The sequence below is a fragment of the Bacillus sp. S10(2024) genome (assembly GCF_050473865.1).
Classification (GTDB): domain Bacteria; phylum Bacillota; class Bacilli; order Bacillales; family Bacillaceae_G; genus Bacillus_A.
On the sequence record NZ_JBFLUR010000002.1, the window covers coordinates 1,327,487 to 1,341,779 of the forward strand.

General features: G+C 33.1%; 16 protein-coding genes and 3 pseudogenes. 1 reads left to right on the top strand and 18 read right to left on the bottom strand.

What is annotated here, in order from left to right; all coding sequences use genetic code 11:
* Positions 1-2 precede the first annotated feature (2 nt).
* From yqeK to AB1280_RS06860, 5 genes are all read right to left on the bottom strand, one after another.
* Complete coding sequence (gene yqeK / locus AB1280_RS06840) at positions 3-614, bottom strand: bis(5'-nucleosyl)-tetraphosphatase (symmetrical) YqeK (protein ID WP_429755329.1); 612 nt, start codon at positions 612-614, stop codon at positions 3-5.
* A 293-nt stretch (positions 615-907) separates the two neighbouring features.
* Positions 908-3,478: a type I pullulanase gene (pulA, locus tag AB1280_RS06845; protein ID WP_429755330.1), complete on the bottom strand. Its 2,571-nt coding sequence runs from the start codon at positions 3,476-3,478 to the stop codon at positions 908-910.
* Positions 3,479-4,292: 814 nt separating this feature from the next.
* Positions 4,293-4,835, bottom strand: a complete 543-nt coding sequence (locus AB1280_RS06850) for an RNA 2'-phosphotransferase (RefSeq protein WP_429755331.1) — start codon at positions 4,833-4,835, stop codon at positions 4,293-4,295.
* A 282-nt stretch (positions 4,836-5,117) separates the two neighbouring features.
* The gene (locus AB1280_RS06855) at positions 5,118-5,660 is read right to left on the bottom strand and encodes a DUF2247 family protein (protein WP_429755332.1); all 543 of its coding nucleotides are present in this window, start codon (positions 5,658-5,660) and stop codon (positions 5,118-5,120) included.
* Between the two features lie 77 nt (positions 5,661-5,737).
* On the bottom strand, positions 5,738-6,244 hold the full coding sequence (locus AB1280_RS06860) for an ankyrin repeat domain-containing protein (protein WP_429755333.1): 507 nt from the start codon (positions 6,242-6,244) through the stop codon (positions 5,738-5,740).
* Between the two features lie 387 nt (positions 6,245-6,631).
* Here AB1280_RS06860 and AB1280_RS06865 point away from each other — a divergent pair, with 387 nt between their 5' ends.
* A complete protein-coding gene (locus tag AB1280_RS06865; RefSeq protein WP_429755334.1) occupies positions 6,632-7,453 on the top strand; it encodes an alpha/beta fold hydrolase in 822 nt (273 codons plus the stop codon).
* Between the two features lie 53 nt (positions 7,454-7,506).
* Here the strand turns inward: AB1280_RS06865 and AB1280_RS06870 are convergent.
* The 13 genes and pseudogenes from AB1280_RS06870 to AB1280_RS06930 all read right to left on the bottom strand — a co-directional run.
* Positions 7,507-7,842 (bottom strand): annotated as a pseudogene (locus tag AB1280_RS06870) (zincin-like metallopeptidase domain-containing protein); the annotation flags it as partial.
* Positions 7,843-7,876: 34 nt separating this feature from the next.
* Positions 7,877-8,395 (bottom strand): hypothetical protein, encoded by a 519-nt coding sequence (locus AB1280_RS06875; protein WP_429755335.1) that lies wholly within the window; start codon positions 8,393-8,395, stop codon positions 7,877-7,879.
* Between the two features lie 11 nt (positions 8,396-8,406).
* A complete protein-coding gene (locus AB1280_RS06880) occupies positions 8,407-8,673 on the bottom strand; it encodes a hypothetical protein (protein WP_429755336.1) in 267 nt (88 codons plus the stop codon).
* Between the two features lie 12 nt (positions 8,674-8,685).
* Positions 8,686-9,000: a hypothetical protein gene (locus AB1280_RS06885; protein ID WP_429755337.1), complete on the bottom strand. Its 315-nt coding sequence runs from the start codon at positions 8,998-9,000 to the stop codon at positions 8,686-8,688.
* 32 nt (positions 9,001-9,032) lie between these two features.
* Positions 9,033-9,251: a hypothetical protein gene (locus AB1280_RS06890; protein WP_429755338.1), complete on the bottom strand. Its 219-nt coding sequence runs from the start codon at positions 9,249-9,251 to the stop codon at positions 9,033-9,035.
* 148 nt (positions 9,252-9,399) lie between these two features.
* Entirely contained in the window at positions 9,400-9,912 is a 513-nt protein-coding gene (locus AB1280_RS06895) for a hypothetical protein (protein ID WP_429755339.1), read from the bottom strand.
* A 473-nt stretch (positions 9,913-10,385) separates the two neighbouring features.
* A complete protein-coding gene (locus AB1280_RS06900) occupies positions 10,386-10,910 on the bottom strand; it encodes a hypothetical protein (protein WP_429755340.1) in 525 nt (174 codons plus the stop codon).
* 38 nt (positions 10,911-10,948) lie between these two features.
* Positions 10,949-11,154 (bottom strand): annotated as a pseudogene (locus AB1280_RS06905) (IS4 family transposase); the annotation flags it as partial.
* 225 nt (positions 11,155-11,379) lie between these two features.
* Positions 11,380-11,952: an HAD-IA family hydrolase gene (locus AB1280_RS06910; RefSeq protein WP_429755341.1), complete on the bottom strand. Its 573-nt coding sequence runs from the start codon at positions 11,950-11,952 to the stop codon at positions 11,380-11,382.
* Positions 11,953-12,151: 199 nt separating this feature from the next.
* Positions 12,152-12,640, bottom strand: a complete 489-nt coding sequence (locus AB1280_RS06915; RefSeq protein ID WP_429755342.1) for a DinB family protein — start codon at positions 12,638-12,640, stop codon at positions 12,152-12,154.
* A 343-nt stretch (positions 12,641-12,983) separates the two neighbouring features.
* Positions 12,984-13,145 carry an MBL fold metallo-hydrolase gene (locus AB1280_RS06920; RefSeq protein ID WP_429755343.1) on the bottom strand — a complete coding sequence of 54 codons (162 nt, stop codon included), beginning with the start codon at positions 13,143-13,145 and terminating at the stop codon, positions 12,984-12,986.
* A gap of 127 nt (positions 13,146-13,272) precedes the next feature.
* Positions 13,273-13,725 (bottom strand): annotated as a pseudogene (locus AB1280_RS06925) (GNAT family N-acetyltransferase).
* Positions 13,726-13,762: 37 nt separating this feature from the next.
* Entirely contained in the window at positions 13,763-14,260 is a 498-nt protein-coding gene (locus AB1280_RS06930; protein WP_429755344.1) for an 8-oxo-dGTP diphosphatase, read from the bottom strand.
* Positions 14,261-14,293 lie beyond the last annotated feature (33 nt).

The window sequence follows — 14,293 nt, forward strand, 5'->3', positions numbered from 1 at the left end:
GTTTATTCCACTCCTAATTTCTCTTTTAAGTCAAAATAAGCATCCTGTAACCATAGATGAACTACTTTTAGATTCTGTTTTCGCTCCCATAAGTATGAAATGTAAGCAAAACAAGCGTGTTCTAATGACTGTTCTAACGCTTCTTGAATTTCTGTAATATATGGAGGTGTTCCACTTTGGTCCCATTTAATTTTATCTGCAACAAATAACACCATATCTAAAGGTGTCGCATTTTTTCTTAATGTTGTATGACAGCTAATTGCATTTAATATCGTTTCGTTTTCCACTTTAAAAATATCGTGTGCAATTCTTTTTGACAGTTTTTGATGAATAATCATCGGAAATATCCTTTCTTCCTGTAGCACTTCAATTTGCATCGTCTCTGCTACTTGAATACGCTGGTCATTTGGGATAATGGCACTAATATCATGGAGATAGCCAGCAATCGCTGCTGCTTCCTCATCTAATTCAAATCTCTTGGCAATTCTTTTTGCTTCATTCGCGACTCTAACAGAATGCTCGTATGTGTGAAGTTTATTATATTGTTCTAGCATTTGTTTAATATCTAGCTCCCAATCTCCTGTTAGAGAAATGGAATTTATCATTTGGTTCATTCTCTACTCCCCCTAAAAAGCTTCTAGTTTCTTAATTTTTATTCTAGAAATATACAAATAATCCTTTTTATTACGTTACATGAAATTTTAAAATGATGATTATATTAGGATACGGAACATGATTTAAACAATTATTATGTAAAAAAAACAGCAGAGTTCTTTACAATCTCTGCTGCTGTCTGTTATTTAACTGCTAGCTTAAAACAATTTTTTATTGAATACACCAACGTTACCAAACTTTCGATATGGTTAGTGAATTTTTTAAGCAAGATTTCTTTTTATATAATCTATTCTTATTTAATCGGTTTTTCTGTTTTTAAAACAAATGAACTTAATGCAGGAACCTTAACCTTATTATCATGGAAAACATAAAGCACTTTATTTCCTGCATGTTCACCATCTACTAGTACTTTCCAAGGACCTTTTGATGGAAGAGTAATTTCCACGGCTTCTCTATTCGCATTGTGAGCTACAACAAAATATTCGTTTTTATTACCATTTGCTTTTCCATCTATTGTATAAGCTACAACATTTTTTGGCGCATCAATGAACGCTAGATGTTTTTTTATTTGTTCAGCAGATGTCATGCGAAAAGCTGGATGGTTGTTACGCAACTCTATTAAGCCTTTCATATAATCTACTTCTTTACCAAATGCCGCGCGGCGCACCCAATCCATCTGGTTAATAGAATCAGGAGATTTGTAGCTATTATGATCCCCATATTTTGTACGCATGAACTCTTGACCTGCATGCAAGAATGGAATCCCTTGCGATGTTAATATGATGGAAGAAGACAACTTGTGCATTTGTTTACGTACTTCTTCACTGTCGCCAGGATTAGTCAACGCAAGCTTATCCCATAATGTATTGTTGTCGTGTGCTTCAACATATGTCAGAACTTGCTCAGGATCCTGATAAGTAGACACTTTTTTATCATAATCCATACCAGCCGTAATTCCTTTTTTCATGCGCTCTTCCATGTTTTGGTTTCCGTTCACAAAACCATTATCCTTCTCCTCAAATACACTGCCTTTCAATCCATCACGAATATCGTCATTAAAATGAGCGATTCCTTTCATTTTCTCCGCATTTTTTTGAGTTGCCTTCAACTCAGACGCAAGAGGGGTATTTAAATCCCACCCTTCTCCATGAATAATAATAGAAGGATCAATTTTATTAACGGCTTTACGTATCACATTCATTGTTTCGACGTCATGAATACCCATCAAATCAAAGCGGAATCCATCTAAATTATACTCTTTTGCCCAATACGTGACAGAATCAACCATGAATTTCCTCATCATCTTACGTTCAGAAGCCGTATCATTCCCTACGCCAGTTCCATTTGCGAGTGAACCATCCTCGTTGTAACGATAATAATAACCTGGAACTACCTTATGGAAATTGGATTCAGCCGCATTGTACATATGATTATATACCACGTCCATCACAACACGAAGATCATTGTCATGAAGTGTTTGAATCATCTGCTTTAATTCAGTAATTCGAGCAGTCGGCTCATAAGGATTAGTAGAATACGAGCCTTCTGGTACATTGTAATTTTTCGGATCATATCCCCAGTTATATTGTGGTTCATTTAACTTTTCTTCATTTACTGAAGCATAATCAAATATCGGTAAAAACTGGACATGAGTAACACCAAGATCCTTAATATGATCAAGACCTGTTTTTACGCCTTCGGGTCCTCTCGTTCCTTTTTCTGTTACACCAAGATATTTCCCTTTATGTTTAATACCACTTTCAGGTTGAATGGAAAGATCACGTACTTGCAACTCATAAATAATCGCATCTTCCGGATTTTTAAATTTTGGTTTTTTATTCCACTTCCAATTTTTCGGATTTGTTTCTTTTAAATCAACGACTGCCCCTTTATCACCATTCACAGAAGCAGCACGCACATATGGATCAACGGCCTCAGTCCATTTATCACCAATCTTCACCTTATATGTATAAAAAAGGCCTTTTTGATCACCTTTAAGCTTTGCCGTCCAAGTTCCTTTTTCACCTTGTCCCATATTTATTTCAGTACCTTTTTCATCATTCCATTTTTTGTAAGCGACCAACTTTACCTCACTCGCAGTAGGAGCCCACAAACGGAACTTTGTTTCCCATGGCGTATATACATTACCTAAATCATTACCATCATAATAAAATAAATGATCAAATTCCTCGCTACGAATTACTTTACCAATTTCAGTATTAGCCTCAATGGAATTTCCCATTTTGATTTTGTATGTTTTTTTTAAATCAAGATTCTTTTCTGTAATGATTTTGACCTTATTGGTCATATCTCCATTATTTGTATCATAAGGACTAACTTTCTCTATGTTAACGCCCTCAATTTCAATTTTTTGCTCCTTACTATTGAATGGAACATTGGTAGTTATAGTAATTTCATTGAAACTATCAATAGTGGCCTTCTGAATAGAAAGTTCAGAAGAAGGTTTAGAATTGTATACTTTATCATCGCCAGAAAGAACCCATACTTCAGCACGGCCATCCTTAATATTTTCAATCCAACGATCACCACCATCTTTTTCCCATTCATTCGTACGAACTATAAATCCTACACGATTATAGTCACCATCTATTTTCACCTTAGCATACTTACCAAACTCATCTTCCCCAGTAAATTCATAGGACCTGCCACTCGCATTTTCGGCCCACATCCAAAGATTCCAATCTTTTGTATTTCCAGACTTCTCCTTATAATGAATGATAATTTCAGTTGTTTTCGTATTTGAATCTGCTTTCGCAATCTGAAAAGAAAAACCAGATAATAGCATGACCATTACAGTAAGCAATAACATCGTCTTGTTTATTAATTTTTTTGTAATTTGCACTCCATTCACCCTTCCTTAAAATATTACGAACAATTGATTATGTTCATTTCAAAACTATGTGTTACTAACTAAGTAACACGGCTTAAGTTAATCTGAAAATCTCTTTATAACACCCCCATATTGAATGTATTCGTATTTATTTCAATAATCTTTTAATAAGAAAATCAAACATAAAAAGAAATAACAAAAATCTACGAAAACGTTTGCATTAAATCACAAAAAAAGATTTACTTATTCCTTGTTATATCGCTAAATATCAAAAGATCATAGAAAATCTTTTTAGGAAACCGTTTGTTATCGCTTTCAATTTTATAGTACTTTCTATAAAGGGGTCAATATATTATTAATTATCCGTTTTTATTTTGTGTACATATTTCAAATTCTGTTAACATTTAAAGTTGTAAATCCTTTAAGAGAAAAATCATGGATATATTTTGACTTTGAGACTTCATTTTAGCTTCAACACATAATAAAAACTCCCCTAAATACATTCACGTATTTAGGAGAGCTTGGGATTACTTTATTAAACGGTTCTACAAAAATGGAAACAACGACAGGGTTTAAGAATCTATTAAATTTGTAAAAGTGAAATATATTCATTTGTTTGTTCATCAGACTCATCACTAATGACTCTCCTTATTGGGTATGTTTTTTATCAGTACCCGAGGAACTCACAAAATGGTAATCTACATTAGCGTTCCTTAACCACTTTCTACTTAACATGCCCACTGTTTGCATTAGCTTTTTAGCTTGTACTTTTTAAATTTTCTTTCTTCATCCTCAGAATCTAGCAAAATAACATTTCAAAAGCCATTCATTTTTTAATTGATATGAATTCTATTGGAATAGAATCTGAAAGCCATACCTTTTCATTTCCTAGATAAAATTTAATTCCTTTTTTTTGAGCTTCTTCTGTATCAATTATTAAGATAACAGGAACAGAGCTTTTTCGTTTACCAACTAATTTAGCTATTTCTATATCTTCCGAAAGATGAACATATTGCCTAGACATTGGTAATAAACCAAATTCGTTAATGGACTCCATAAATTTTGGTGAAGTCCCATGATATAGTTTTCTTGGCGGTATAGCTTCCTTTTTAGTAATCTTCATTGGGACAGAATGACCATATAAAGCTCTAATTTTTCCATTTGATAATTCGTGCCGCTTTTTTTCTGATATTAAAATCATTTTTTCTATGTCTGCTTGCGTAATATTTTCCCATTCTTTTGATTGATGCAATGCAGTTAATAACTGATTAACTGGCACCCATCCTTCGTCATCTAGTTCTAATTCATACTTCCATGGGGCATGACGAAGCGCATAAGAAATTTCTTTGCTCATTTTCTGGTAATTCATACATTTTCCCTCCTACCAAAACCTCTACTTATTCAGCTATAAATACATACATTTTGCTATTTTCAAGGAAGGTTGCAAAATATATGCAAATCCCCAAAATCTAGTTCTTCTGAATCCAAATCTACAATCTTATCTAATCATTCATAATTTTCAATCCTTCAACTTAAAAACCTATAACAACAATAACCTTCCTAAGATAATGCACTTATCAATTATTCATATAAATTTTCAATCTCAGTAAACCAAAAACATCCCATTTTTCATTAAACTCCTCTGGTAAAATCATTTTTTGACCTTTCTGTTTTGTAAGTATTGTTGTTCTTTATGTAAAAAGTCATTAAAAAAACTGATTAATCTTACTATATTTTCTTCTTCAGAGTATAGCAATGGATTATAGCCGTCTCTAGGAGTTATATAATTAACAAACCTTTCCATATCTTCTGGATAATCAAAGTCAGTATATACTTCAACAATTTTATTTAATAATTCTTTAGGTTCATCTTGATACATTTCTTTTAAACATTTAAGAATACTAAACCTCCATTTTCTTTTTTCACATTTCCATATACCAGAATCCTTTAATAGGTCTTTAACATTTATCTCTTTCAATATGTTCTCTAGTATTCTCTCATATTCAATGTCATTTTTTCCCCAAGCAAGTTCTGCAATGAACTGATTATTACATTCTTGATGAGTAGATAAAAATTCCACAGCATAATTAGTTATGTCACTATTTTTAATTATACTAAGTTCTAGGCCTACATATATTGTTTGCCAGTCATATTTTATTTTGCTTTGTTTTAAAATATCTATAGAATAATCCATTATATTCACCTTTAACCTTTTGGATTTTGATTAGAAGAACCTGTAATCATGTTTAACCTGAGAACTAATAACTAGTGCTACTTTTCTTCTAATTTTCGCTTTAGATATTCAGCAATTTTTGTTTGTCCAAATTCTCTAGCATATTCATAGGCATCCATATTGTTAATCCTTTCACCAGTATATCTAATTGAAATATCTATACCCTTTTCAACTAGAAATTCGACTACTTCTTTATGTCCGCCATAAATTGCTCCAAATAATGGGTTTCTTTTTGCTAAGCTCACATCTAATTCTGTGCCAACCTCTATTAGATACTTTACTATTCCCAAATGCCCTGCTCCTGCTGCCAAATTTAATGCAGAGGCATCGAATGCACCACCTCTAGCGTCAATATCTATACCTTTTTCAATTAGATACTTAACTATTTCAAGGTGTCCTTTCTTTGCTGCTACATGCAACCACGTACCAAACGGAGTCATAGTATTCAATATTTCTGTATCATTTCCTATTAATTGTTTTACCTCATTAATATCACCAAGTTTGATTGCATTCCTTATTGCTTTGTTTATACTTTTTTTATCCAAAACAAATCCTCCTTAATTTTAATTTATCTTCTACTAGCTCATTCCCCTAATTCTTCAAGAACTTCAACAGCCTCTAATTGATTTACAACGTTTTCTAAAGAAGTAAAGCTACGTTCCTTTTTCACAGCATTGGGGTACAAGGTTTTCCTTACCAACTCTAAGAAATTATAATTCATCCCATATTATTTCAGAGCAACAACTTGATCGTTGCGTTGAGATATGGTGAGTTTGTTTCTTAGTTAATTTCTTTATTTTATATAATTCGCCAATCATATAAAATAAAGAAGACTAGCGATTTATGGATATAACCATAGTTAAAAGTAATAAAAATTAGAACCCCTTATTAAAATTTTCATAAAGAATAAGAAGAAAGGAGTAAGTTTATCAATGATTGTAGTAAAGAATGGAACATTGCAAGTGCCTGGAGCAAGCATCTACTATGAAGTACGTGGAAATGGCCCTGTACTTCTTTTGATTCATGGCGGTGGTGGTGATGCTGACAAATTCCTTAAAATTGCTGAGCATCTTGCTGATCGGTATACCGTTGTTACTTACGATCGCCGGGGCCACTCCCGCAGCAATCTCGCCAATCGAACTGAAGATTACTCCGTGGAAACACATAGTGACGATGCTCATCGCCTCATAGCCAAATTGACCGATGAACCGGCGTATGTATTCGGGAGCAGTTCCGGTGCTGTCATCGGACTTAATCTATGCATACACCATCCGGAACAAGTAAAGCTACTAATACCTCACGAACCAGTCTTATTGCAGCTTTTATTTGGTGAGGAGCAGGTCCAAGCCAGAAAATTTATGGAAGACCTTAAGAAGAATCATCGAAGTGAGGTCGTAAAGTTATTATCAAATTTGGGAGTGGACACTAACAATCCCGAGCATTCAAAGGATGTGCAAACAGAGCGTAGTTTCAGTAATTCAACGTATTTCGTTGAGTATGAAATCCCGGGAATTCTTAATCATTCGCTTGATATCGATGCTTTGAAGAATGCATTAAAATCTTCATCAATGCAGGCACTTCCAGCCGGCGGAAATGCCTCACGGGATTTTTTCGCTTACCGCTGCGCAGTCAAATTAACAGAACAACTTGGAACAGAGATCGTGGAGTTTCCCGGACATCATGGGGGATATAACACAAGTCATCATAAAGAGTTTGCTGAGAAGTTACACGAAATTTGTTCTTCACTTTTATAAGGATAAATAAAAACTAGCACATTTCATTTTGCTAGTTTTTATTTATTCCAGGACTACGATTCATCCAAATCATTCCCAAACATTAAATTATCGATTTCTTCTATGTCTTTTGCAATCCCTTCTATTGTCTCAATTAAATTTCTTACCATTGCAAGTGTAATCACTTCTTCATCTTCATAAATTTTTATACTCGCTCCAATTTCAGCAACCAATTCCTCTTTTGAATATTCTTCTGAGCCAAAATTGACTATCACTGAAGTGTTTCCGTCTCTCTTTAATCTACTGGAATGGCCTGTTGAATGAATAAATACATGAAATAAAGTGCTATAGTATCCTTCAACTTTCGGGAAATCCTTCATGGGAGGTACATTTACATGGTCCATAGCAGGCTGATAAAATGCCCCTTACTCAACCATATTACAATTACCTTCCAAACTTATACTTCTGTATAACTAAGTCTTTATCATCATATCTAGGGTCTAACTTAACTTCACCTTTATACTCAATGATTCGTACCTTGTCAGTCGGGTACACCATATCGTAAAGTTCCTGTTTCACCCATATCTTTTTCATTTTGTTATTGTCAAACAACTCTAAAGTAGGGTGTTTCAGTATGATATACTCTTCTTCAATGTGTTTCCCAAGAACCATAACCTCTTTTGCTTTGCCGTTTTTAACTAATTCATCGTTTTGATACCTCTCTATAACTGACAAGACCAAACAGAATAAGACGAAAATACCTACATACATCCAAGCTTTCTTCCTTCTCTTTTTCTTGTATGCTTCAAGTTCCATAATATACTCTTCAAGTTCATACTCTGTATACTCTTTCACAGATGAATCTAAGTAGTAGGTTTTTCCAAACTTTTTACTCGTAAACGCAATGTAGTCGTTTGAATACTCAGTGTCTTTCTCTAAGTTTATGAATTTCTTTTCACCCATAACATACCCCTTTATTTGTCTCCTATTATAACTACCCCAACTAGCAAGAAAACGATAATACTGATAATAACAAGGGTTGTTCTCTTACTTAATTGTTTATTAGAACCTTCTAATACAGCCCATATAATGATAGGAAAGAGAAGAATGCCAATGAGAATTTCCACTAACTTGTTATTCTTTTCCTCTTTTGAGTTCTCTTCTTCTATCACAGGTTCTACTTTATTTGGTACTTTCCTTAAGTTTATCGGTTTCTTCTTTTTCTTACGTCTGTGATTCATTTACCATACCCCTTACTTTGAATCGTAACTTTCAAATAGCATAGTCTTTCCTTTGTACTCAACAACCTCAATGCGAGAACCAATGTCTAAACGTTTGTATACTTTCTTACTTACGCTACCTGTGTGCGTTTCACCATCTACTTTGTACTTGATTTCATAAGTCTTAAACCCTCTAGGTGTGTACTCTTTCATGTCGACGACTTCCGCTATACTTGACTTACCATGTTGTCTGACTTGTATCTCATTGTACGTTCCTATCCCTATGAGTAGGAACGTACACACTAGAAACACTACAATACAACCAATTCTAAACCGTTTCTTTTTCAATATAATACCCCTTACTTTACATCGTAACTATCCTACATGATTGTCTTTCCTTTGTATTCTAGTACTTCTATTTTAGAGCCTTTGTCTAACTTCTTGTATAACTCTTTATCTATATTCCCTAAGTAAGTCTTATCTTTTATTTTGTACTTGATTTCATAGGAGTTACCTCGCATAGTTGAATATTCTTTCTTATCCACTACTTCTACTATTACTAGTTTACCATACTGTCTGACTTGAAACTCTTCATCCATCATAGCTTCTTTTATACATATATCTCACAGAAGGTAACATTGAACTTTCAAAAAACGAATCTTATTTTTTGAAAGTTTGGCTTTATTAAACAATGATGTTGATTTTATAAGTAAAAACAAAGATCTATTTTATAGTCCTTTTTAGATTTTATTCCCCGAAATATTCGATTGTTACATCTGAATATTCATCTTCACTTAGAACAAATCCAAAATTAAATTCCTCTAAAACAACAACCAAATCATTATGCATTTCTAACATTAATTTCATAATAATCTTTTTACATTTTATTAAGGGTATTGTTATAGCAATTGGATAATCAAGATAGAGTTGATTACTACCCCTAAAATAAAAGCCAAATGTAGAAGGGTAAAATAGAACTGTTTCTTCTTCGTATTTCTTAAAGTATTCAAAAATAAAGTCTATCTTCGATTTGAGTATTTCTTCGTTATATGGGAATTTAAAAAATTTGATTTCATCATTTTTAATACGCTCATAAACTTTTTTATGCACTTCCTCAGATATTTGATAATCAGTATATTCTTTATCCGAAATATCTATGTCGTAGTATTTCTTTAAGTCGTCTACAAGCTGTATCTTTGCTTGTTTTACTTTATTTTTCTTCAGTAACTTCTCTAACTTGCTTTTTCTATCATTAGTCATAAAATCACCCTACTACAAGAATCCATTACTTTATTTAATCGCATTATAAAGGATACGATGATAATCTGAGCTTATCATAAGTGGTATTTGTTGAGAACAAACTACTTACGGTAATATTACCATTGCGATGTTTGATAACACCCAGACATTGAAACAGTCTATTCAGCCTTTACCATCTGATTTGTTTCTATATTTTTAATACAAGTCTCAGCATATAACACATATTCTTTAAAACAATCAATAAATTTGGCGGCTAATGTGTCACAGTGATACCGAATTATGACACGACTCATATAAATTGATGCTTTTAGTAATCCTCCCATCCTTTACTCCATTTTGAAAAAAGATTGATTAAAATGAAGTCTTTTTTCAAAATGGGTATAAAAATGTTTGATTGTTTTGTTATCTGTTATTTCCCTAACGCTCCCGTTACCTTAAATACGTTTCTTCACAATCTTAGTAGTCGTAATAATTCAATCATATATTCCCCATTCAAACAAAAAGTAATGGCTATCAGATTGTCCGAATATGTAATCATAAATATACCCTTTTTGTACTTGTATTGTTTCAATATGATTTAATCTAATTAAAAGTTCTTTAACAACTGATTCTGGTGCATTCACATCAGCTAAATCCCTTTTAAATCTACTTATAAAATCGTCTTTGTTTACTAGCTCTATGCAAGCACATACTCTTGCATAATATGCATTAATCCAGATATCTTTTAGTGCCGTTATCCATTGTTCATCTGAAGGATCTGGCTCCTCACTAATATCCCATTCCTCTACATCGAACAATTCCTTTTTAAATAGTGCAGAAAATGCCTCTTGAATATTATTAAATTGACTTTTTCTAGCGAATATTAAGTCTACTTGCATTGCATATTTATTTTTAAATTCATATACATCAAATGATAAATTTAAAAATCTTACGTTTGCAATTTGTCTGGCAAATAAATTGCGATCGTCAAACAATTCTTGAATTTCTTCATTCATCATAATCCTCACCACTTCTTCCTAAAGTCTTGATATTTTGATTATTGATGTTTAACTAATCTGCGTTGTTGGTTCGATAAGAAAAACGAAGTATAAGTAATTCCAGTTAAATTTTTTTCAATACGTTTTTTCTCATATTGATGAGATTTCCGCCCATTCTTCTGTAGAGGGTGGAACAGGTGGATTAGAATCTTTGTCATTTCTTTGGTTTTTGTTGTATAACTTGATACAACAGATGTAAATGATCTTACGTCGAGAAATACATAAAAACGTTATTCTTTCTAATTCTAATTTATTTAGAAAGAATAACGTTTTTTTGTATTTAAAGGTATTAAAGGCGCTTCACACATTAGACATGAATAATATGTGAAGCGTCTTTATTTTTTGGCTCTGTTAAAGAATTATGTTCATAATCAAAAAATAAGAAAAGCGAAATTCAATCCTGTTACAGTAGTTATTATTAACTGAACACTCATTTCGCTAATAGAATATCCGTATTAAAAAATTCCGAGTAGTCTTGTAAATGATAATCAGCTACATCACATTGACTTTGAAACATGCACGTTGCAATTCCTAATTCTTTTGCAGGTAATAAATCTAATTCTCTGTCTCCAATAACTAGATCGATTCCGTGTTTTGTGTGCAAATGAATATATGCTAATGAATTAGGTTTACGAGGGAAACCATCGTCAATCGTAACCATATCCACAAAGTATTTATCCCATCCATAGTATTTTAAGATCGCTAAAACTCCGTCCCTATGCTTGTGTGTCATAATTACATTTTTATTTGCAAATTTTAAGATTTCTTCTACACCATCAAATGGTTTCATATCTTTTGGAGATAATGTTTTCTTTAATCTTTTTATCTCTTCTTCTTGATTGCTGGAAATGTTATAGTAATTAATTGCATGTGAATATGAAATTTTTAGCTTTTCATAGATTTCCAGTTTATCTACTGCTTCTCCCAACACCAAAGAGAGTATGTTTGTATATGCAGGATACGTATCAAACAATGTTCCATCAAAATCCCATAAAATGTTCAAGTAGATCACCCTTTTATAATTATATCAATATAAATTCGCTAAACTAACATAAACTCCTTCTTTTATAAAACTACCTAGGTTTACTCAAAATCAATATTTTTATTTCACAGATCCTATTTCTTAAATGGGGCCCCGCCAACCAAATGACATAAAACCCACTAACAGCAGTCACAGCAGATCATTTTTTAGTACAATTAAATTAATCAAGGTCTGTGTTAGTAGGATTGTATCCGAGGTGACGAGCCATTGATACGATTTGTCCTTTATGATGAAACTCATGTGTCTCGGTATGAGTTAAAAGCCATAGCGGAGTCGTACTCCATGGTTCTTTTTGCCATTTCACTTCATTTGCTATATTTTCGAACCAGCAACCATTGAATTCATCCAAAAAGCGTTGTACAATCTCATCTACCAACTCAAATCTGGCACGAACTTTCTCGATATCTAAATGCTCAACTTCATAATCAGTTGTAAACGAAAAATCTGCTCTTTTTTTGTTAAATGCGAATGATCCAAGCCAGTATCGATAGCAATCGGCTACATGAATATGGGTCCGTATAATACTTCCGCTTCCAAAATTCGGAACTTCACTGTGCAACTTTTGCAGTGGTATCCCTTCCAAAAACGCAAATAATATTTCTCTGGTAGAACTAATAAAGCTGTATTGTTGCTTTAAAACATCTAACATTCAATATCACTCCTCTTTTATTTCCCATAATCACTGCTACCAGTGGTAATTTAATTCATATTGCTTATCTGCTTTTTAATTTCATCTTTACCAATTTGATAGCCTGAAATTGCCCGAAATATCAATAAGAAAAAGGCATCCCAATCAGATTTACCTGTAAAAAGATTAAATACTAAAGAACATACAAATGCCCTAGGGTAAACAATATTTTTAATATAAAGGAGCCAATATGAAGTTCTCCTTCCTTTTTAATTAAATAATCTACTGATTTTGATGTAGTTTTAACTCTACTAGGCTGAGCAGAACGATTTAATTTCGAATTAGTGAGCCACTTCGCTTCTTTTTAATGTATATAAACAGGAATACTCCACTTGTTTCTAACTTCATCTACTGCCCCAATATGATCAAAGTGGACATGAGTTAAAAGAATAGCCTGGGGTTTTATATCTTGGTCTTTTATGTATTGATTGATTTTGTTTGCTTCGCCATCCGGTTCAAATTTCAAGCAGGTTTTATTTTCGTTAGAGATGATATTTCTCCTGCTAATTCAGGTCAATGCTGGTATAGTACTACCTCAAAATACGCCCTACTCATCTATTAAATATAATTGGCACATCATCAACACATCTCTTTTAAATCATATGATCAAACCCATCAACCCCAATAATTCTTCAGCAAATAATCAGGTTCTCCAAATTTCTTCTTCCATACCTTCTGTGCATTTGTATATCCACTGTCTAAACAGAATTCTTTAATGCCCTACTTAACAAGATAAGAAACATTGCATTTAAAAGTAAATTCCCTATACCGCGCCTTTGATAATTAGGATGTACAAACACAGTTCCTATCTCAGGTAAATCTTTTAATGCACTATTTGTGCAACCGTTAATCAGTTCACTAGCTGAGCCATATTCAATTGTTTCAATAACTTTGCTACAATTTGCATCTACAGCTACCAAAAAGTATCGATTTTCTCCATTGTTATCGAAATCACATTTCAAATACTCTTTTTTATTTTCAATTTCATTTTCGATATCATCAAGTAGTTCCGCTAAACCTTCTCTATATCTTCTAAGTAATCGAATCTAGGTGGTGAGTCAAAGCTGCTAAAAGCGCGGACATTTACACTTTATGAAACTCTGATTCTTTATAATGTTTTTCCACTCTATTTAAAACAACATCACGCTCTTTGTCCCATACCGAATGCCACTCAAATGTTCCCGATTCAAAAAATAGTGGAAACCTTTTTCTAAACCAATCTTGCATCGGTAAATTTAGCACATCTTTTATATCCACCCACACTAACTCTCCTTCAGGCGGCTCATCAAGTAGCTTGCCTTCAAAAGATGTGGCCAAATAATTAAATACCATATATCGTAACTTTGTATTTGGCTCACAAAACTCAGTGATTCCTTTAAAGATAATATCTTTTACGATTAAACCTGTTTCTTCACGTACTTCTCGAATCGCTCCGTCTACAATACTTTCCGGAAAGTCGACTTTTCCACCAGGAGCAATGTACCCCGGAAAACCTAAACGATCCGGACGATTCATAAGGAGAACTTTGTCTCCATCTTGCACCATACACATCGTTAACATTTTGCATTCAAAATTACTCATCAAACATTTCCTCCCTTATGTAGATTCGTTGCT

Bases quoted from the DNA above. Each gene is read 5' to 3' on its own strand.
- yqeK (WP_429755329.1), bottom strand. From the start codon at position 614: ATGAACCAAATGATAAATTCCATTTCTCTAACAGGAGATTGGGAGCTA.
- AB1280_RS06850 (WP_429755331.1), bottom strand. From the start codon at position 4,835: ATGAATTACCAGAAAATGAGCAAAGAAATTTCTTATGCGCTTCGTCAT.
- AB1280_RS06855 (WP_429755332.1), bottom strand. From the start codon at position 5,660: ATGGATTATTCTATAGATATTTTAAAACAAAGCAAAATAAAATATGAC.
- AB1280_RS06865 (WP_429755334.1), top strand. From the start codon at position 6,632: ATGATTGTAGTAAAGAATGGAACATTGCAAGTGCCTGGAGCAAGCATC.
- AB1280_RS06875 (WP_429755335.1), bottom strand. From the start codon at position 8,395: ATGGGTGAAAAGAAATTCATAAACTTAGAGAAAGACACTGAGTATTCA.
- AB1280_RS06880 (WP_429755336.1), bottom strand. From the start codon at position 8,673: ATGAATCACAGACGTAAGAAAAAGAAGAAACCGATAAACTTAAGGAAA.
- AB1280_RS06890 (WP_429755338.1), bottom strand. From the start codon at position 9,251: ATGGATGAAGAGTTTCAAGTCAGACAGTATGGTAAACTAGTAATAGTA.
- AB1280_RS06895 (WP_429755339.1), bottom strand. From the start codon at position 9,912: ATGACTAATGATAGAAAAAGCAAGTTAGAGAAGTTACTGAAGAAAAAT.
- AB1280_RS06900 (WP_429755340.1), bottom strand. From the start codon at position 10,910: ATGATGAATGAAGAAATTCAAGAATTGTTTGACGATCGCAATTTATTT.
- AB1280_RS06915 (WP_429755342.1), bottom strand. From the start codon at position 12,640: ATGTTAGATGTTTTAAAGCAACAATACAGCTTTATTAGTTCTACCAGA.
- AB1280_RS06930 (WP_429755344.1), bottom strand. From the start codon at position 14,260: ATGAGTAATTTTGAATGCAAAATGTTAACGATGTGTATGGTGCAAGAT.